Source organism: Dialister sp. i34-0019-2H8 (genome assembly GCF_042846925.1).
Lineage (GTDB): Bacteria > Bacillota > Negativicutes > Veillonellales > Dialisteraceae > Dialister.
The window spans coordinates 1,441,575-1,461,521 of the sequence record NZ_BAABYQ010000001.1 but is presented as its reverse complement, the minus strand read 5'-3'; the positions used below and the strand labels follow the sequence as shown (position 1 = coordinate 1,461,521).

The 19,947-nt window shown below is 53.5% G+C and carries 13 protein-coding genes; all 13 read left to right on the top strand.

The genetic code is table 11. The features are described from left to right. The first annotated feature begins 445 nt into the window (after positions 1-445). Positions 446-1,411, top strand: a complete 966-nt coding sequence (locus ACGG9R_RS06230; RefSeq protein WP_022105358.1) for an aspartate carbamoyltransferase catalytic subunit — start codon at positions 446-448, stop codon at positions 1,409-1,411. After that, positions 1,395-2,690, top strand: a complete 1,296-nt coding sequence (locus ACGG9R_RS06225) for a dihydroorotase family protein (protein WP_390152825.1) — start codon at positions 1,395-1,397, stop codon at positions 2,688-2,690. The genes ACGG9R_RS06230 and ACGG9R_RS06225 overlap by 17 nt, the downstream gene beginning before the upstream one ends. Continuing rightward, on the top strand, positions 2,687-3,751 hold the full coding sequence (carA, locus tag ACGG9R_RS06220; protein WP_390152822.1) for a glutamine-hydrolyzing carbamoyl-phosphate synthase small subunit: 1,065 nt from the start codon (positions 2,687-2,689) through the stop codon (positions 3,749-3,751). The genes ACGG9R_RS06225 and carA overlap by 4 nt, the downstream gene beginning before the upstream one ends. Then, positions 3,748-6,948 carry a carbamoyl-phosphate synthase large subunit gene (gene carB / locus ACGG9R_RS06215; protein WP_022105355.1) on the top strand — a complete coding sequence of 1,067 codons (3,201 nt, stop codon included), beginning with the start codon at positions 3,748-3,750 and terminating at the stop codon, positions 6,946-6,948. Before carA ends, carB begins: the two co-directional genes overlap by 4 nt. 1 nt (position 6,949) lies before the next feature. Then, complete coding sequence (locus tag ACGG9R_RS06210) at positions 6,950-7,717, top strand: dihydroorotate dehydrogenase electron transfer subunit (protein ID WP_390152818.1); 768 nt, start codon at positions 6,950-6,952, stop codon at positions 7,715-7,717. Continuing rightward, positions 7,714-8,622 carry a dihydroorotate dehydrogenase gene (locus tag ACGG9R_RS06205; protein ID WP_390152815.1) on the top strand — a complete coding sequence of 303 codons (909 nt, stop codon included), beginning with the start codon at positions 7,714-7,716 and terminating at the stop codon, positions 8,620-8,622. The genes ACGG9R_RS06210 and ACGG9R_RS06205 overlap by 4 nt, the downstream gene beginning before the upstream one ends. A gap of 705 nt (positions 8,623-9,327) precedes the next feature. Next, a complete protein-coding gene (locus tag ACGG9R_RS06200; protein WP_390152812.1) occupies positions 9,328-9,849 on the top strand; it encodes an O-acetyl-ADP-ribose deacetylase in 522 nt (173 codons plus the stop codon). An 803-nt stretch (positions 9,850-10,652) separates the two neighbouring features. Continuing rightward, on the top strand, positions 10,653-11,276 hold the full coding sequence (locus tag ACGG9R_RS06195; RefSeq protein ID WP_390152809.1) for an RNA polymerase sigma factor: 624 nt from the start codon (positions 10,653-10,655) through the stop codon (positions 11,274-11,276). Positions 11,277-12,101: 825 nt separating this feature from the next. Continuing rightward, positions 12,102-12,311: a DUF2922 domain-containing protein gene (locus ACGG9R_RS06190; protein WP_390152806.1), complete on the top strand. Its 210-nt coding sequence runs from the start codon at positions 12,102-12,104 to the stop codon at positions 12,309-12,311. 42 nt (positions 12,312-12,353) lie between these two features. After that, positions 12,354-12,575, top strand: coding sequence for a DUF1659 domain-containing protein (locus tag ACGG9R_RS06185; protein WP_390152803.1), 222 nt, complete (start codon positions 12,354-12,356; stop codon positions 12,573-12,575). 313 nt (positions 12,576-12,888) lie between these two features. Then, a complete protein-coding gene (locus ACGG9R_RS06180; RefSeq protein WP_390152800.1) occupies positions 12,889-14,310 on the top strand; it encodes a hypothetical protein in 1,422 nt (473 codons plus the stop codon). Positions 14,311-14,429: 119 nt separating this feature from the next. After that, complete coding sequence (locus ACGG9R_RS06175) at positions 14,430-16,016, top strand: site-specific DNA-methyltransferase (protein ID WP_390152797.1); 1,587 nt, start codon at positions 14,430-14,432, stop codon at positions 16,014-16,016. 793 nt (positions 16,017-16,809) lie between these two features. Beyond that, positions 16,810-19,500, top strand: coding sequence for a DEAD/DEAH box helicase (locus ACGG9R_RS06170; RefSeq protein ID WP_390152795.1), 2,691 nt, complete (start codon positions 16,810-16,812; stop codon positions 19,498-19,500). The last annotated feature ends 447 nt before the right edge of the window (positions 19,501-19,947 follow it).

Here is a 19,947-nt window from a genome sequence, read left to right as displayed (position 1 = left end):
GGAAGCGCCGCGGAGATTTTGAACTAGGGAAACGCTGATTAAATTACAGAATCAGGTTTCAGATGGATTTTTATACATAGTGTCGTCGACATCCTCCTTAAATAGCTCGCTATTCGCGCCCTCTGTCTCCTCGCTCTGTATAAAAATCCAAGGATGAAATCCGATAATGATTGAATCAGTGTTTCCCTAGCGGTTTTCTCGTATCGCCAGCCTAATCCCTAGCCACCAGTCACTCATCCCTGCTTTCAAACTTTGCGATATGTGCTTAGGGAAACGCTGATCGGGAGGAGCGATCGAATCAGTGCTTTCTTAAACTCCATGCTCTCTTCATAATAAAAATTTAATACCCTTATGCTATTGAAAAAGTGTGAATTACCCTTTATGATTATAGGGATAACTATTTATCATAGAATCCCATTCTATGCGTTGATTCAAGGAGGCCGGCATGAGCACGATTTCACTACAAGGCCGCAGTGTTCTTGGGCTAGCTGATTTCACAGCCGAAGAGATTGAGCGGATCTTAGAAGTAGCAGCACAGATGAAAAAAATTGTGTTATCTGACAATAAGAAAAAAGATTTCCTGAAAGGCAAATCTATCGTAACAGTGTTTTCCGAAGCATCTACCAGAACTCGTAGTTCTTTCGAGCTTGCCGGTAAGTATTTGGGAGCCGACGTGATCAATATTACAAAGAGTGGCAGCTCGATGACGAAGGGTGAAAGTATGCGAGACACATTGCTGACCGTTTCCGCGATGGGAGTGGATGCAGTGGTCATTCGTGATTCTTCTGAAGGGGCTGCTCTTTTTGCGTCTAAGGTCATGAGCCCTAAGGTGAAGGTGCCGGTCGTGCTGAATGCAGGCGATGGCGCCCATGCGCATCCGAGCCAGGCGCTTCTGGAGCTCTTCACCATGAAGGAAGCAGGAAAGAAGATCAAAGGGATGAAGTATGTCATCATCGGTGACGTGCTGCATTCCCGTGTCGCAAGAAGCGATATCATAGGCTTCACAAAGCTGGGAGCCGAAGTGCATCTGGTGGGACCGCGTACACTGGTCCCGAAGGAACTGGAAGCGATGGGCTGCATCGTGGATGATGATCTGGAGACGGCTTTGAAAGATGCGGATGCGATCAATATCCTCCGTATCCAGCTCGAAAGAGCGGCTGGCGGATTCATCCCGACGACCCGTGAATATGCACGCCTTTTCGGTATCAATCAGAAGCGCCTCGCACTTTGCAAGCCGGATGTGGCAGTGATCCATCCGGGCCCGATGAACAGAGGCATTGAAATCGGTTATGATGTAGCCTACGATGAAGCATCCTGGATTCAGGAAGAAGTCAGAAATGGCGTGGCTGTACGTATGGCTTTGGAATATTTGACACTGACGGAGGGGAAAGACATTGATGCTCTTAATTAAGAATGGTACCATCGTAAACCCGGCCAAGCACCAGCATGAAGTGACAAATATCCTGGTGGAAGATGGAAAGATCAAGGAAATTGGCCAGAATGTCAGCGCGGCTGGCAAAGAGGTAGAAGAAATCGATGCGAGGGGACTTTTTGTCACACCGGGTCTCATCGATATGCATGTCCATCTGCGTGAACCGGGACAGGAAGCCAAGGAAGATATTTATACAGGCACACAGGCAGCGGCTGCCGGCGGCGTGACCCGTGTCGCGACTATGGCGAATACGAAGCCTGTCATCGACAATGCGGCGGTTTTGCGTGATGTGAAGCACCGCATAGCTGAGACGGGTGTCGTGAAGGTTTCCGTGATCGGCTCGATCTCCAAGGATCTCGAAGGCAAGCAGCTCTCGGAAATGGGGGATATGGCAGCGGATGGCGCTGTCGCTTTCTCGGATGACGGACATTATGTAGAGAGTGCCAATTTTATGCGCCGCGCCATGGAGTATGCGGATCAGCTCGGCAAGATGGTCATCGACCATGCGGAAGATATGACGATGTGCGGACACGGCTTCATGAATGAAGGCAAGGTCTCCTATGCGATGGGCGTCACCGGACGTCCGGCGACAGGGGAAAATATCGCAGTCGCTCGCGACCTGCTCCTTTCGGAGCTGACCGGCTGTCATATCCACATCGCGCATGTATCGAGCGGCAAGGCCGTCGATCTGATCCGCGAGGCCAAGGCGAAGGGTGTGAACTGCTCGACAGAAGTCACCGCGCAGCACCTCTATTTCACTGATGAATGGCTGAAGCACTATGAAGCGGCTTTCAAAATGGCGCCGCCGCTGCGCACGGACGAAGACAGAAAAGCGCTGATCGAAGGGCTGAAGGATGGCACCATCGATGCCATCATGACGGACCATGCTCCGCACTGCAATGAAGAAAAGGATGTTCCCTTCAACTGTGCGCCGAACGGCATCGCAGGTCTTGAGACCTCTCTCGCCTCGACGCTGACGGTGCTCTACCATCAGGAGGGCTTCACCATCGACAAGATCGTCGAGCTGATGAGTGTGAACCCGGCAAAGCTCCTCGGCATCGAAGGCGGCGTCCTGACAGAAGGCGCTCCGGCAGATATTACGCTGATCGATCCCGATAAAGAATGGACTGTCCACGGACAGGATCTCTATACGAAATCCCTCTTCACTCCTTATGAAGGGCTGACGCTGAAAGGCAAAGCGGTCATGACCATCGTGGATGGAGAGATTGTCATGAAAGAAGGAAAGGTGCTCAAATGAAAGGCCTCTTGATTTTGGAAAACGGCGCCCGTTTCGAAGGCGACCTCTTAGGCTCTGTCGAAGGGCTGGGGGAACTGGTCTTCAATACCGGCATGACAGGCTATCAGGAATGTTTCACAGATCCGTCCTATGAAGGGCAGATCCTCACCCTGACCTACCCGCTCATCGGTAACTATGGCGCGAACGATCTTTTCATGCAGAATAGAAAGCCGGCAGCAGCAGGCTTCGTCCTTGACCAGATCGCAGAGCATCCGTCGAACTGGGAATGCAAGGAAAAGATCACTGATTTCATCGAAAGATACCATGTACCCTGCCTTTACAATGTCGATACCCGTGCCGTGACACGTATGGTCCGTACCCAGGGCGTCATGAAAGCGATCATCGTTTCGGCAGACAGAAGCGATGCATTCATCGCCGAAGAACTCGCAAAGCCGCTCCACAGAGATCAGGTAGAGCGCGTGACGACCGACTATCCCTATACCTATGGCGACGGGAAATATCAGGTCTCCCTTCTCGACTGCGGCCTGAAAAAGAATATCCTCGTCTCGCTTGCGGCCAATGACTGCACCGTCCATGTCTTCCCGGCGCATACGTCTGCCGAAGAGCTGCTGGCAGGAGATCCGGACGGCATCTTCCTCTCTCCTGGACCGGGGGACCCGCAGGATGTGCCATTCGTCGTAGAGACCGTCAAGAAGCTCATCGGAAAGAAACCGATCTTCGGCATCTGCCTTGGTATCCAGATGCTCGCGACAGCACTCGGTGGTCACACCTTCAAGCTGCCCTTCGGGCATCGCGGAGCGAACCACCCGGTCAAGGATCTTCGCACCGGCCGCGTCTATATTACCAGCCAGAACCATGGCTATGCGATCTCCGATGACGACCTTCCGGAATGCATCGAAGTCACCCATAGAAGCGTCAATGACGGCACCATCGAAGGCATCCGTCACAAGACCCTTCCGATCCAGGCTGTCCAGTACCATCCGGAAGCCTCCCCGGGACCGAAGGATAATTTCTATCTCTTCACCGAATTTACCAAGGCCATGGAGGAATTCAAAAAATGATCAATAAAGACGTGAAGAAAGTCCTCGTCATCGGCAGCGGCCCGATCGTCATCGGACAGGCTGCGGAATTTGACTATGCCGGTACTCAGGCCTGCCGCTCCCTTCGTGAAGAGGGCGTCGAAGTCGTCCTGGTGAACAGCAATCCGTCCACCATCATGACAGACGTGGATATCGCTGACCGTGTCTATATCGAACCGATCACTCTGCCATTCGTGACAGAAGTCATCAAGAAAGAACGCCCGGACGCACTGCTCGCGACACTGGGCGGGCAGGTCGGCCTTAACATGGCTGTCCAGCTCTCGGATGCCGGTGTCCTCGACCAGTACGGCGTGAAGCTCCTGGGCTCTTCTCTCCATGCGATCAAGCATGCGGAAGACCGTGAACTCTTCAAGGCTGCGATGGAAGAGATCCATCAGCCAGTCCCGGAATCTGAAATCTTCGAGGAACTGGAACCAGCCATCGCCTTTGCGGATAAGATCGGCTATCCGGTCATCATCCGTCCGGCATACACCTTAGGCGGCACCGGCGGCGGCATCGCACATGATCGCTATGAGATGGAAGAAATCGCGAACCGTGGCATCAAGCTCTCCCCGATCAATCAGATCCTCGTAGAACGCAGCATTGCCGGCTGGAAAGAAGTCGAATTCGAAGTCATGCGAGACAGTGCGGATAACTGCATCATCGTCTGCGCTATGGAAAATATCGACCCGGTCGGTGTCCATACCGGTGACTCCATCGTCGTCGCTCCGACACAGACGCTGACCGATGGCCAGTACCAGATGCTCCGTACCGCATCTCTTGATATCATCCGCTACCTCAAGATCGAAGGCGGCTGCAATGTCCAGTACGGTCTTGATACCAAGACGAACCAGTACTACGTCATCGAAGTCAATCCGCGTGTCAGCCGTTCCTCCGCGCTCGCATCGAAAGCCACCGGCTACCCGATCGCGAAAGTCGCAGCGAAGATCGCCCTCGGCTTGCACCTCGATGAGATCACCAATGCCATCACCGGCAATACGAAAGCCTGCTTCGAACCATCCATCGACTATGTCGTATGCAAATTCCCGCGCTGGCCATTCGAAAAATTCACCCTCGCGGATCGTGCCATCGGTACCCAGATGAAAGCGACCGGCGAAGTCATGGCACTAGACCGCACGCTCGAAGGCTCGCTCCTGAAAGCCCTCCGCTCGCTGGAAGTCGGGGAAGGCTACCTGCACCTGAAGAAGCTCGACGGACAGTCCCTCTATGATATCCGCTGCCTGCTCTCCCGCATCGATAACGAAAGGATCTTCGTCCTTGCCGAAGCCCTGCGCCGCGGCATCGAACCGGAAGAGATCAACCGCATCACCAAGATCGACCTCTTCTTTATCTACAAGATTCAGAACATCATCAAGATGGAACGCCGCCTCATGAAGGAAGGTCTCACCGAAGAGACTCTGAAAGCGGCGAAACGCATCCAGATGCCGGATGAAGCCATTGCACATTTCGCTGAAGTCACCCCGAAAGACGTCGAAAACTTCAAGAAGAAACTGGATTTCCATCCGGACTTCAAGATGGTCGATACCTGTGCGGCAGAATTTGAAGCGCACACACCGTACTACTACTCCACCTACGGCGCAGAAGACGAAGTGAAGCCGCAGGGCAAGGGCTCTGTCGTCGTCTTCGGCTCCGGCCCGATCCGCATTGGTCAGGGCATCGAATTCGACTACTGCTCCGTCCATGCCTCCTGGGCACTGCGCAAGGCAGGGAAGAAATCCATCGTCATCAATAACAACCCGGAAACCGTTTCTACAGACTTCGATACCTCCGACTCTCTCTACTTCGAACCACTGACCGAGCAGGACGTCCTCGAAATCATTGACAAAGAAAAACCGGAAGGCGTAATCTGCCAGTTCGGCGGACAGACCGCCATCAACCTGGCGACCCCGATGGCCAAGCGCGGCATCCGTATCATCGGTTCCTCGAATGAATCCATTGATATGGCCGAAGACCGCGAACGCTTCGACACCCTGATGGGACAGCTCGGTATCGCGCGCCCGAAAGGCTGCCTCGTCGAGTCCGTCGAAGAAGCGATGGCAAAGACAGAAGAGCTGGAATACCCGCTCATCGTCCGCCCGAGCTACGTCCTTGGCGGCCGCGCGATGCAGATCGTTTACGATCAGGCAGAACTTCGCCAGTACCTGAAAGAAGCCGTCGTTGCATCCCATGAACATCCTGTTCTCATCGACCAGTACATGGTCGGCCGTGAAGTCGAAGTCGATGCCATTTCCGATGGCAATGACGTCTGCATCCCGGGCATCATGGAACAGATCGAACGCTCCGGCGTCCACTCCGGCGACTCCATCGCGGTCTACCCGCCGCAGCACCTCTCGCAGGAGATCATCGAGACACTGACCGATTACACCAGAGAGATCGCCAAAGCCATGAACGTCAAGGGCCTTGTGAATATCCAGTTCATCGTGGTCAAAGACAAGGTCTATGTCATCGAAGTCAATCCAAGAGCCAGCCGTACCGTACCATTCATGAGCAAGATCACCGGTATCAATATGGTCGAATACGCGACCCGCATCGCGCTCGGCGAAAGCCTCAAGGATACCGGCCTTCCGCTCGGACTTGTCCCGGATAAAGGCTATGTCGCGATCAAAGCACCGGTCTTCTCCTTCTCGAAGCTCGGCCTCGTAGAGATCAAACTGGGACCGGAAATGAAGTCCACCGGTGAAGTCATGGGCATCGGCCACACCTATCAGGAAGCCCTCTACAAGGCTGTCGTAGCCGCTCATCTCACCGTACCGGCAGGCGGCAATGTCCTCATCACCGTCTCCGACAGAGATAAGCCGGAAACTGCCGAACTTGCCAAAGGCTTCGTAGAGCTGGGCTACCACCTCATCTGCACCTCCGGCACCGGCGCTTATTTCGAAAAACTCGGCATCCCGGTCGAGATCATCAAGAAGATCCACGAAAAAGGCGAGAACTGTGAAAAGTACCTGAAGTCCGGCCGTGTCGACATGCTCGTGAATACCATTTCCTATGGCAGCCAGATCGAGCAGGAAGGCTATGACCTGCGCCGCATCGCTGTCGAGCTTGCGATCCCCTGCATCACCTCCCTCGATACTGCGAAGGAAGTCCTGCGCGTCATGGCAGCTTCTTCGAGCGAACCGCATGTCGAAGCCATTCAGGACTATGTGAAGGAGAATTGATATGGCAGGCTATGTAGAAAAAGGCCGCATCCTCAGCCAAGAGCTGGTCGGCCCCTCGATCTGGCGCATGCGTCTCGAGCTTCCGCTCATCGCAAAAGATGCAAAGCCCGGTCAGTTCATCCATGTGAAGGTGAATGATCCCACCTGCATCCTGCGCCGCCCGATCTCTATCGCCGGCACAGAACCGGGGAAGGGCATCCTTGAGATCATTTACCGTATCGTCGGCAAAGGCACCGAAGCCATGTCCCACCTGAAAGCAGGAGACGTGGTCGACTGCTTGGGGCCGCTGGGCACCGCCTTCGATATGGATAAAAATCATATCGTCGGTATCGGCGGCGGCGTCGGCATCGCGCCGATCCTCTTCATGGCAAAGAAAGCAAAGCCGGGGCAGATGACCGTCGTCATCGGCGGACGCAACAAAGAAGAAGTCTTCTGGAAAGACCTTTTCCCCAAGACTCTGAAAGAGCTCATCGTCACCACCGATGATGGCTCCTATGGGATCAAAGGATTCTCTGTCTCCGTCCTCCCCGAGCTCTTTAAGAATGGAAATGTCGATGAAGCCTGCGTCTGCGGCCCCGGCATCATGATGCGTATCACCGCGCAGATGGCGAAAGAAGCAAACGTCCCCTGCGAAGTCTCCATGGAGCGCCGCATGGGCTGCGGTATCGGCACCTGCCTCGGCTGCGTATGCGACAGAGCCGATGGCAAAGGTCACTACAAAGTCTGCGTGGATGGCCCCGTATTCAAAGCAGAGGAGGTCGTATTATGAGCTCTTTAGCTGTGAATTTCCTTGGCATCCCGATGGCAAGTCCGTTGATCGGCGCCTCTGGCACCGTCGGCTTCGGCCTTGAGCTTGCCAAGTTCATCGATATGAAGGAGATCGGTGCCATTTCCGGCAAGGGTCTTGCACCGACGCCATGGAAAGGCAATAACGGTACCCGCATCGCAGAAACCACCTCCGGCATGCTGAACTGCATCGGTCTGGAAAATCCGGGCGCGCCGTACTTCCTCGAGCACTACCTTCCGGAAGTGAAGAAACTCGGCTGCCCCTACATCGCGAACATGGTCGGAAAATCCGTCGAAGAATACGCCGAATGCGCGAAACTGCTCTCCGTCCCCGGCATCTCAGCGCTCGAAGTCAATATTTCCTGCCCGAATGTCAAGGTCGGCGGTGCAGCCTTCGGCACGGACCCCGAGCAGGCAGCGGCTGTCACCAGAGCGGTGAAGGATGCGACAGATCTTCCTGTCATTGTGAAGCTCTCGCCGAATGTGACTGACGTAGTCACCATCGCCAAAGCCGTCGAAGCGGCAGGCGCAGATGCGATCTCTCTCATCAATACCCTCCTTGGCATCGCTATCGATACCCGTACAAGGACCCCGATCCTCGGCAACGTCACCGGCGGCCTCTCCGGCCCGGCGATCAAGCCAGTGGCTCTTCGTATGGTCTGGCAGGTCGCGAAAGCCGTCAATATCCCCGTCTGCGGGCTGGGCGGCGTCATGACCGGCGAGGACGTCGTCGAATTCATGATGGCGGGTGCGAAGACCGTCCAGGTCGGCACGGCAAACCTCGCTGACCCGACCGCCATGGCACGCATCGTTCGTGAACTCGATGCATGGTGTGATAAGAATGGCGTCAAAGATATCAATGAGATCGTCGGTACGCTGAAAGCGTGACCGACAGATGGTCAAGAAAAGGAGCTGTGAAGAAATGAATCCTCATTTCTTCACAGCTCCTTTTTACTTTGCTTTCATTTGGTTCAGGTGGCGGCTTCGCCGCCTTTTTTAGAAGATGGTATTCTCGTATCGCAGCCTTCCCCTCTAGGGGAAGGTGCCCCGAAGGGGCGGATAGGGTGACTATGGCATGAAAGACAGCTGGGATAAGGTTTCCCGGTCACTCCTATGAGAGCTGCAAGTCCCCCGTGGCAGATGGAACGCGAAAATGAGATGATCGTTATTTCACATCGCCTTTTTTGGTGGCGTCAGACATGAGACTAGGAGACATGAGACTTTTGCGGTTTCTGGTATCGTCATCAAAAGCGCTGCCATGTGGCGTATCTTCCGATGAGAACGGGGGATGATTTCTACAAGCGCGGTAACATATCACACCTTATTTCTTTTAGCGGTTGAGGAAATAGCCGATGCTCAGTATACTAAGAGCAAAGGCAGGCGAATGATATAAGGAAACGCTGATTCAATCGCAGAGTCCGTTTCTACAAGAATTTTTACATGACTTCGTCATAGCCTTCCTTACATAGCTCGCTATTCGCGGCGGCTTATTCCTCGCCTTGCATGAAAATACAAGAGCCAAGGCGGACAACGATTGAATCCGTATTTTCCTTCACACACCTGCCAGACTCGTGACCAGAAAGGATGAAAACCATGCCATTTCAAATCATTCGAAACGATATTACAAAAATGAAAGTCGATGTCATCGTGAATGCCGCCTGCCCGACACTTTTGGGCGGGGGCGGGGTGGATGGTGCCATCCATCAGGCGGCGGGGCCGGAGCTCCTCGCGGAGTGCCGGACGCTCCATGGCTGTCAGACGGGCGATGCGAAGATCACGAAGGGCTATCTTTTACCGGCAAAATACGTGATCCACACCGTCGGGCCCATCTGGAAAGATGGGCAGCATGGAGAGGGAGGGTTTCTCATTTCCTGCTACAAGACATCCCTTGCCCTTGCCTGCGCACGCGGCGTACGATCCATCGCGTTCCCGCTGATCTCCTCAGGTGCCTATGGCTATCCGAAAGACCAGGCACTCCGCATCGCCGTGCGTGCTATCCGAGATTTCTTGTTGCACACCAAAGTGGATATGGAGATCTACCTTGTTCTTTATGATCGCGCCTCGTATGACACGGCTTGCAAACTATTCGATGGCATTGTCTCTTACATGGAGTAGAAATAGTATATAAAAATTCTTGCAGAATCAGACTCTGCGATTGAATCAGTATTTTCCTGATCCGCATTTCCTAAAAAAGGTCACTTTTTTCCGGCATTCTCGATGCTATGTATAGAAGCGGGAGAGAGCTTCCCGGAGATATCTGGTGACCGGATTTCCTTCATCCTAGGCAGAGGGAAGAAAGGACAGCGGATATGATGCGGCTCTCGAGCGTTTCTCCCTTCGACGGCTTCGCCCGGGAGGAGTCGGGGAAGGTGTGCAAGACAGTAAGACAATAAAAAAGACAGGATGAAAATCCGAAGCCGAATAAAGTGGATCGCATTGACGACAAGATCAGGCTCGCCTCTAAGTGAGTAGAAGTCCTGGCTACGGCCAGGCCGCCCTCGAAAACTCTACGCCTCCCAGCCTGGCGCCCGATTCATTGGATCAGACCCTTCGATAGGATAGCCTCCTGTCTTTTTTGCGTGGGGGAAATACGTCTTGAAAGCGTACTTTTGAAAACTTGTCAAGTCCTTTTTATAATTTTCAAAAAGCCGTAAAAGTCAGATAGAATCGAGCTTTTACGGTTTTTTGAGTGGAGAAAATCACTGACGTGCTTCAAAAATTTTGAAGCACATCGGACATGGCTTGAAAAATGGGGAAGAGATGGACTCTTCTCTTCCTTGCTTTTGAAGCAGCTTTTCTGAGAGGCAGATGAGAAAAACAGGCTTCTTTGGAGCGGGAACGCGAAAAATTCGCATGATATAGTATGGCCAGCCGGTGAGATGACCGGAAGCGCTTTCGGAGAAATGGAAGATTTCTCTATGAAAAAAACTATATATGCAAATCCCGAATCTATTTCTGCCCGTGAGGCCATCCAGCGTCTGGCGCTGGCGGCGAAGGCGGGAGAGCAGGCGGCAAAAGAAGCGCTCTGCGAACGGTTCAAAGGTCTTATTTATTCGCTGTCGAAGACAGCCTATGAGACGCTGCCCGCGGAAGAGGCGCGGCAGGAGCTGTGGCTTGCCTTTCTGGAATGCCTGGAAAAGTACGACGAGAAGAGCCGCGTGTCCTTTCTGTCGTACATCACGCAGCGTATGCGGTGGCGCGCCGTCGACATCTGCCGCGGACATCAGAAGAGGCTCGCCCACGAGATGACGGCATCTTCGAGCGAGACGGCGGAGCTCCTGGTGACGGGAGAAATCGCATCCGACGGCCCTGCGCCGAACTGGTATGAGGTGGACTGGGACCATCGGATTTCCATGCAGGAGGGAAATCCGTGGGACTTGATCCCCTGGACGAAGAAACAGAAGGAGCTGCTCTTTCTGCGCCTTGAGGGGCTGTCGTGGCCGGAAATCGCGAAGCGGACACACACCTCGCCTTCCGTGATCTATCGCCATGCGAAGAAGATGCAGAAAGGCTACCTCGAAGCGATGCGCGGATCCTCTTAAGAAATACGGATTCGTCAAACTTGGTCGTGGGGCGTATCGCCCCTTTATCGGGGATGAAAGCCTCGATTGAATTAGAAATAAGAAATGCGAAATGGTGCTGGCGGTTCGCCGCGAGTATATGGGGCAATGCCCGAAAGTCTGCGGGTGTCAGGCTTCCCGTTTGGGACTTTCAAACATCGATCGCCTGATCGCGAATGACAAAGATTTCTCGCTTTGCTCGAAATGACGATACGAGGAAGGCTTTGGGTGCGGTAACGGTATTCTCGTTTCATTGCTTTCTCCATGGCGGGAAGGATTTTGGACTTTTCCCTCCTTCCTCTGGAAGGAGGTGCCCCGAAGGGGCGGAGGTTGGCTCCCGCAGCTCGGATGAAAAGCCATGTGAGACAGCCCGTCTCTCGTTTCGTCATCCCGATCGCGGTCCTCGATCTCCTTGCCACAGCGGTGCACGGCATTCATGCGGCAGTACAGAAAATCGCCCAGTTGCTTGGTTTTCCCGTCATCTCATACTCTCCCTTTTACCGGTGTGCAAGGAAGATTTCTCGCTTTGCTCGAAATGACGATACGAGGGACGGATGTCTCTGAGTTACCCGTTACGAGTCACCAGTCACTTGAGATTCCCAATCTCTGGCTTTTCAAACTAGCCCGTTTTCCTATGGAAATCCCTTAGGGAAACGCATGACGGCGATCTTCGAAACTTTTGTAAATCAGAGGGTCACAAAACACATGCGTCTCCGATGCTATTTACAGAGGGGCAAGAGAAACGGAACAACCAAGGGCCCTGGTTGAAAAATCCGAAAGAGTATCCCTCAGAAAGGAGCCATACATATGGCAAAAAAACTCCAGCTCGTCTTCAAGACGGCAGCAAACACGACTTCTACAGTCAGCATTGAAAACGCGAAGGAAAATCTGACGCTCGATGAGGCGAAGACCGCGGCAGCGAAGATCCTGCCGGTCCTCACCACAAAGAGCGGCGTCGAGGTCATCTCTTTCGAGAAGGCCGTCCTCACCACCACCACACAGGAAGTCCTGGAATGAGGTGGATGTTCATGACAGATTTAAAAAAAGGAGGCCATCACCATGGCAGCACAAAAGAAAATCATTGATACGAAACTGCAGGTCCGTGTAGAAAATACCGATGCAGCGAAAAAGGCGATCAAAAATCTGAACTACAACCAGATCAAGATGACCGCGACAGAAGCCCAGCTTCTCGAAGCGGGAACGGCGATCGCAGGACTTACGCAGTACACCCTCTCCGGCATCCGCGTGATCGACACCAGTGAACTCGCAGATGCGACCTGACAACCGGTAGGCAAAGGGGCTGTGAAGAAATGAATCCTCATTTCTTCACAGCCCCTTTTTGTGCGTTTCTGTCATACAAAGCAGTGGGCTTGAATCATCTTCGGAAAGTAAGTACAATATAGTCAAACAGCCTAGACAATGACGAAATTGCATCCATCGGCTTTTTGGACGGCACAAGAACAAGGAAACCAGTCCCTCAGCCTGCATGGCAGGAAAGATGTGCGTCACGTAAGGCCAGAGAGGAATCTATCAAAGGAAAACACAGTGCATATAGAAGCCAGATCATAATATCATTTCCAGTAAAGGAGAGAGAATGACAGATACTTCACAGGAAATCTATGTATATATCGTGCCGGCAGAGCGTCGAAATGGGGATGAACCGAGCTGCCGGGTGCTGATCAAAGGGAATACCCATCCCCAGCAGATTCGCGGGACAGCGGAAAATTACATCAAGTACCTGATGAAAAGCATGGTGAGCACGACCAGGAAAGAGGGTGCCTGCCATGCCCTCCACGAAGGCGCGAAAACCTCGCGCGGAAAAGTGTGGGAGCTGCCGAATGGGCAGTTTCTTTCGCCCGTACAGATTCTGGCGGAAAAAGGAGGCACCGGGTATGTTTCCCTCGGCGAAATCGTCGGTGTCTATGCAGAGCAGGGCATCGGCGTCATCCAGTTCTGCGGCGAATCCGTGACACTGAAGACCGCCATGAAAGTGAAAGGCCTCTATGACTGCATTTCCAAAGCATCGAGGCGCTACCTCGAAGGGCACAAAGACTCGGATGTCGTCTTACGCTTTATCGGTGAGAAGGAAAAGCAGGAGATGCAAGACGCAAGAGACCCGGAAGGGGCAGAGAAAGAGACAGCCTTGCAAAAATCCCTTCTGCTGGGAAGCATCGATTTCATTCATCAGTGCCCGCCGGAGGACCAGTCGCGCATCATAGATGATGTGTATAAATTTTTATGGCGTTCGCATATGCGGGGACAAAAGTATGGCTCAGGTACGATCAATTACATCAAAGCCTGCTTTCAGACGATGTTGAAGAAACCGATGACACCGGAAGAAGAAAGAAGAGCCGCACTGCTCGCGCAGCATCCCGAAAGACTGCTTCCTTGGGAAGAAATCGTCCCTTCCTCAGAAATGCCTCCGGCGAAACCTGTGGCAGAAGCCGGAGAGAGACAAAAATACTGGCCCGCGATCAGCCCGAAGGCCCGGAAGAAAGAGACATATCATGCGGTGACCTTTTCGGATACCATGCGGGATGTACAGAGCATCGTCAAAGGGGCCTTCTCTTGGCAGGACCACATCCGGGACGCGCTGAAATCGCCAATGACAGAAAGTATAGCAAAAGCGATGCAAACGTTCGCAATGCCCTCTCCCTTCATGCAAGAGCTGTCGAAGACAGTGGTATCGATGGATCCCTTCTTGGAAAAGTGGCGGGCAGCTGGACAGATGGGTAGGCAAATGCCGCGGATCCATTCGCCGATTCTGACCAGCGCGGCAGCCTTCAAAATGCCGGGCCTAGATCCGCTCTCCGTCGTGAAGGGGACTACTTCGCCGGCTTGGCAAATGCCAGGTCTGGCGTCCATGATGCCTGCCATATCCAATCTTTCGCAGCTCAACACTTCGATGGGAATGATACGGCCCATGCCCCACGCCTTGGCACTCGGGCAGCCCGAAGAGCTTGACAGATGGCTGATGAAACATAAGAAAAAGGAAGAAACCGATCAGAAATCATAACCCAAAAGCGGCCGGCCGGAAGGCTCGCCGCTTTTTGCGTGGGCCGATGTGGTATACTAAAGAGAAAAGATTCGACAGACGCTCATCTTGTATGAGCGCAGAACGTTAAGGAGACACCTATGCCTATATTACAATGGATCGGAAAAGAAAAAGTGGTGAACCATCACCTCGAAGTGCCCTGCCATGTACTTTCCCGCACGTACAGTTTTGACGAAGAGGGGCAGAAGGAGAAGGATAATGGGAGCGAGAATATGGTGATCCATGGGGACAATCTGCTTGCCCTGAAGTCGCTCCTCCCCCAGTATGAGGGGCGAGTGAAGTGCATCTACATCGATCCACCTTATAACACCGGCAATGAAGGATGGGTATACAATGATGCGGTGAATGATCCGGTCATCAAGCGCTGGCTGGGCGAGGTCGTGGGGAAGGAAGGGGAGGATCTGTCGCGGCATGACAAGTGGCTGTGCATGATGTATCCCCGCCTCCGTCTCCTTCAGCGCCTGCTCTCGGATGATGGGGTTATTTTTATCTCGATTGATGATCGTGAGCAGGTACGTTTGCGGATGATTTGTGATGAAATCTTTGGGGAACGAAATTTTCTCGCTCAGTTCATTTGGCAGAAGCGCACTTCCCCAGACATGCGTAAATTGGTTAGTACCTCGCACGAATACATATGTGCGTATTGTAAGGATATTGGGAATTTGGAATCCGCTATTCATAAAGTGGCTCTCACAGAAGAGGACGCGGCAAAGTACAAGAATCCAGACAACGATCCAAGGGGGCCTTGGGCGTCAACTGATTTCACTGCGCAGGGATATCGACCGAATCAAGTATATGAAATCACTACTCCTGGTGGCGCTAAGTACACCCCGTCAAAAGGACACTGTTGGAAAAACATTGAGAGTGAATTTCAGCGGCAGTGTGCTGAAGGTCGCATCTGGTTTGGCCTAGATGGTAAAGGTGTTCCGCGGAGAAAAACGTATTTGAGCGAACGTGAAGGGAAGAACGTTTGGACTTGGTGGGATAACAAAAGTGTGGGTCATTCACAGGAGGCCACAAAAGAGCTTTCTAAAATTTTTGGAACATCGACCGTTTTTGATTATCCTAAGCCTGTTAGGCTTATTCAACGAATCGTCCAAATTGCAACTGATAAGGACTCTATCGTCCTTGATTCCTTTGCTGGCAGCGGGACGACGGCGCATGCTGTGCTGAAGCAGAATGCGGAAGACAGAGGAAATCGCAAATTCATTCTGATCGAGATGGGGGACTATGCAGACTCCATCACCGCTGAGCGTGTGAAGCGCGTCATCCATGGCTATGGGGAAGGGAAGAAGGCTGTCTCTGGCACGGGCGGTGATTTCTCTTTCTATGAACTGGGCGCACCGCTCATGAAAGATGGCTTCTTGAATGAAGACGCTTCGGAGAAGGCGATCCGTGACTATGTCTACTTCATGGATACAAGGGAAAATCGCGCACAGGAGAAGGCGGATGAGCCGTACTTTCTCGGGACGCATCAGGGCGCGGCGTACTATTTCTACTATAAGAAGGGCGAGGCGACGGTGCTGTCTTACGATTTCCTTGCGACGGTAAAGACTGAGGCAGAGTCCTACGTGATGTATGCGGACAGTTGTCTGCTTTCGGCTGAAGAGCTTTCGAACTATCACATCACATTCAAGAAGATTCCACGCGATATCGCGAGATTGTAAGAGGAATGGACATTTCAGGCTCGCCGTAGGATCGAAGATTGAAAGCAGGGATGAGTAGCTTCGCGTGATTGGTGACTAAAGGGCCTCGGTCTCTCTCGTATCGTCATTTCGCGTGTAAGTGAGAAATCTTCCTTGCACACCGGTGAAACGGAGAGTGTGGGATGAGGAGCAGCACCTATGCGATTTTATCATTACCTCGTAAGTACAGAGTACCGCTACGACGTAAAAGATCGAGGACTCCGCTCGGGATGACGGAACGAGGGACGGGCTGTCTTACATTTCATCTCATCCCGCTGCGGGAGCCAACCTCCGCCCCTTCGGGGCACCTCCTTCCAAAGGAAGGAGGGAGAAGTCCCAAAGCCTTCCCCTCGAGGGGAAATGTGTCTCAAACAGGTGGAAAATGAGAGTACCGCTTTCCCCGTATTGTCATTTCGAGCGAAGCGAGAAATCTTCCTTGCACACCGGTCAGACAAAAGATGTGAGGGGAGAGGGAAACACCGTACTCCATACGACTTGGAATGACGGACTTCCTCATATGTGCTGTTTTCCAGCCTGCAAGAAAGATCCCTCGGCTACGCTCGGGATGACGATACGAGAAGACGGGCGATCTCACATTCGCTTTCATTCCATCACGTAGAAGGCTGCCCCTTCGGGGCAGATCTATCCTCCGCCTTCGGCGCGCCCCTTCTTCAAGGGGCTACACAGTGGTCATGCCATATAGAGGCATCGTTTCGGGGGAGTTTCCCAAACCCCTAAACCCATACATATTTTCATGATTTCTCAGGAGACTTTTATGGAGCTTAAAAATTATCAGAAGATGGTCATGAAAGACCTGAAGGACTATATGAAGGCGCTCTCTGATGCGCCGGAGCTTTTCAAGGCATGGAGTCTCTACTGGTCGCGGAAGGATATCGCGGTCGGACGGGGCGGGGTGCCGCCGTATAATAATTCGATCCAAAGCGTGCCGCATGTGTGCATGAAGGTGCCGACGGGGGGCGGGAAGACGTTCATGGCGTGCGCGGCGCTGCGCCCGATCTTCGAGGCGCTGCCATTTCTGAAGGAGAAGCTGGTGATCTGGCTGGTGCCGTCGCAGTCGATCCTGCAGCAGACGGTGAGAAATCTGTCGAATCCGTCGCATCCGTACCGTTTGCGCCTTTCGCGGGATTTTCAGGGGCGCGTGGAGGTCTTGACGAAGGAGGAGCTGCTCACGGGGCAGAATTTCTCACCGGACACGGTACGGGAGGAGCTCTCAGTGTGTGTCTTGTCGTATGATTCGCTGCGTATCAATAGCCGTAAGAAGGATGTACGCAAGGTGTATCAGGAGAACGGGGCGCTGTACCGTTTCAAGATGGAGATTTCTCATCCGGAGGCGTGTTTGCCGGATACGCCGGATACGGCGCTGATCCAGGTGCTGCGCCAGCTCTCGCCGGTGGTCGTTGTGGATGAGAGTCACAATGCGTCCTCGGATCTGTCGGTCGAGATGCTCGAGCGGCTGAATCCTTCTTTTGTGCTGGATCTGACGGCGACGCCTCGGGCGAACAGCAATGTGATCTCCTATGTGGATGCGCGGGAGCTGAAGAAGGAGCACATGGTGAAGCTTCCGGTCATTGTGTACAATCGTCCGACGAAGGATGCGGTGATCGGGGATGCGATCCGTCTCCGGCGTCTTCTGGAGGAGCGGGCGAGGTCGGAGGAGAAGCGGGGCGCGCCGTATATTCGGCCGATCGTTCTTTTCCAGGCGCAGCCGAGGACGGGGAGTGGGAGTGAGACGTTCGAGAAGGTGAAGAGGCTTCTCATGGAGGTCGGCATTCCGGAGAAGGAAATAGCGATCAAGACGTCGACGGTGGATGACTTGAAGGAGGCTGACCTGCTCTCGAGAGATTGCCCTATCCGCTATATCATCACGGTGAATGCGCTGAAAGAGGGCTGGGACTGTCCTTTCGCTTACATTCTGGCTTCGCTGGCGAATAAGACATCGTCGGTGGATGTGGAGCAGATCCTAGGGCGTGTTCTGCGCCAACCGTATGCGATCCGGCAGGAGGCGGCGGTGATGAATCTCTCTTATGTGCTGACGTGTTCGGCGGATTTCCGAAATACGCTGGACCATATCGTGCTCGGGTTGAATGGGGCGGGTTTCTCTTCGAAGGATTACCGCATCGGAGAGGAGATCGAGGAGAGAAAGGAGACGCCTGCCTGGCAGGCAAGTCTTTTCCCGCAGAATCCAGGCGTGGATGAGGTGAAAAAGGAGGAAGAAGCGGCGGAGACAGATCTGGCTGATGTCGATACGACGAGCGTTGCAAGTTATATCCGGCAGCTGGAGCCGGGGGCTTCTATCGAGGGGATGCCGGGAAAGGAAAGCGGAGAGGGGAGTCGTTCTCCGGATCCGCTGGGGGGCTTTGTGAAAACGGTAGAGAAGGCAGAGTCGGCTTATATCGAGGAGGGACGCAAGGAGGCGGAGAGCGGCCGCATAGGAGGTGAGCTCGGAGCGATGCTGAAACAGTATGAAATCTGTGAGGAATGGCGGGATGAGGTGCTACGGCTCGCTCTTCCGCAATTCGTCGTGGCGACGGAGCTGCCGATGAGCTTTTTCGGCGGGGAAGGGGAGAAGCGGCTGCTGACGAAAGAGTATCTGATGAAGGGTTTCTCTCTTTCGGTGCAGGATGCAAAGATTCCTTTCTCTCGCGTATCGGATGATATGTATACGGTGGATCTGTCCGTGTCGGGAGATGCGGTGCCGAAGTACCGGATGACGAGCCGACTCTTTGGCGCCGAGCTGCGGGAAGAGCTGGAACGGATGCCCAGCAAAGAACGCCTCGCGGCTTGCATCGGTCTTGTGGCAGGGAAGCTTTCGAAGCAGGATGCCTTGAACGATACGGATGTCCGCAAGTATTTGAAGCGTGTTATCGCGCAGTATACGGAGGAAGAGCTCGAGCGCGTCATGCAGGGGATCGAGTCTTACGCGTCGGTCGTGGAAGGAAAAATCAAGAAGCTGGCGTATGCATATCGGAAGACGCAGTTCAAGGATGGCACGCAGACGGTCGTGACCTGCGCGCCGATGTGGCATTTCCCGCAGGTCATTACGCCGCAGAAGGAAACGAGCGCGATTCCCAAGAGCCTCTATACCGCAGAGGCCAATGATATGAATGACTTCGAGTGGCAGATGGCAAACGACCTGGCCCGTATGGAGAATGTCCGCTGGTGGCATCGAAATATTGACCGCAGGGGATTCTTCATCAATGGCTTCCTCAATCATTACCCGGATTTCCTTGTCATGACAAAGGCGGGACGGCTCCTTGCTGTGGAAACGAAGGGGGATTTCCTCGCCAATGACGACAGCCTCGATAAGCTGGAGCTGGGGAATCAGTGGGCCAGCATGGCAGGACTCAAGTATCGCTATTTTATGGTATTCGAACACCAGAAGCCGCAGCAGAATGGTGCGTACACGAGAGAAGAATTTTTCAAACTGCTGAGACAGATCCCGTGAGAGGTGCTTCTCTGGGAGCCTCCTTCCCTGTAGAAGGAGGCTTTTGCTTTGTGAGATGTCCGCGTCGCGGTGATTATCCACTATACTAAGAACCGCTCCAACCTCCGACCCTACGGGGCCCCTCCTTCCATAGGAAGGAGGGAGTGTCCACGCTAGCCCCTTCCCTTGGAAGGGGCAGCCGAGCGCAGCGAGGCGGGGTTGGCTTCCTTTTTTGTGGCGAAGCCACCTCCTCTTTGCCTTTCCTATTGGTGAAGGCTGTTTTTATACTTCGTGGCACTTAGATCCTTCGACTCAGTTCTCGTATTTTCAGATAAGCTATTTTTTAACACACGACGTTTTTCTCCGCTCAGGATGACGAAATGCGCCGTACTGCCCCGCTGAACCCCGAACCCCGAACCCTGAAGTTTGAAAGCAGGGATGAGTGGCTAGGGATTAGGAGCGCCGAGC

Coding starts and splice junctions, on each gene's coding strand:
- ACGG9R_RS06230 (WP_022105358.1), top strand. CDS start 446: ATGAGCACGATTTCACTACAAGGCCGCAGTGTTCTTGGGCTAGCTGAT.
- carA (WP_390152822.1), top strand. CDS start 2,687: ATGAAAGGCCTCTTGATTTTGGAAAACGGCGCCCGTTTCGAAGGCGAC.
- carB (WP_022105355.1), top strand. CDS start 3,748: ATGATCAATAAAGACGTGAAGAAAGTCCTCGTCATCGGCAGCGGCCCG.
- ACGG9R_RS06210 (WP_390152818.1), top strand. CDS start 6,950: ATGGCAGGCTATGTAGAAAAAGGCCGCATCCTCAGCCAAGAGCTGGTC.
- ACGG9R_RS06205 (WP_390152815.1), top strand. CDS start 7,714: ATGAGCTCTTTAGCTGTGAATTTCCTTGGCATCCCGATGGCAAGTCCG.
- ACGG9R_RS06200 (WP_390152812.1), top strand. CDS start 9,328: ATGCCATTTCAAATCATTCGAAACGATATTACAAAAATGAAAGTCGAT.
- ACGG9R_RS06195 (WP_390152809.1), top strand. CDS start 10,653: ATGAAAAAAACTATATATGCAAATCCCGAATCTATTTCTGCCCGTGAG.
- ACGG9R_RS06190 (WP_390152806.1), top strand. CDS start 12,102: ATGGCAAAAAAACTCCAGCTCGTCTTCAAGACGGCAGCAAACACGACT.
- ACGG9R_RS06185 (WP_390152803.1), top strand. CDS start 12,354: ATGGCAGCACAAAAGAAAATCATTGATACGAAACTGCAGGTCCGTGTA.
- ACGG9R_RS06180 (WP_390152800.1), top strand. CDS start 12,889: ATGACAGATACTTCACAGGAAATCTATGTATATATCGTGCCGGCAGAG.
- ACGG9R_RS06175 (WP_390152797.1), top strand. CDS start 14,430: ATGCCTATATTACAATGGATCGGAAAAGAAAAAGTGGTGAACCATCAC.
- ACGG9R_RS06170 (WP_390152795.1), top strand. CDS start 16,810: ATGGAGCTTAAAAATTATCAGAAGATGGTCATGAAAGACCTGAAGGAC.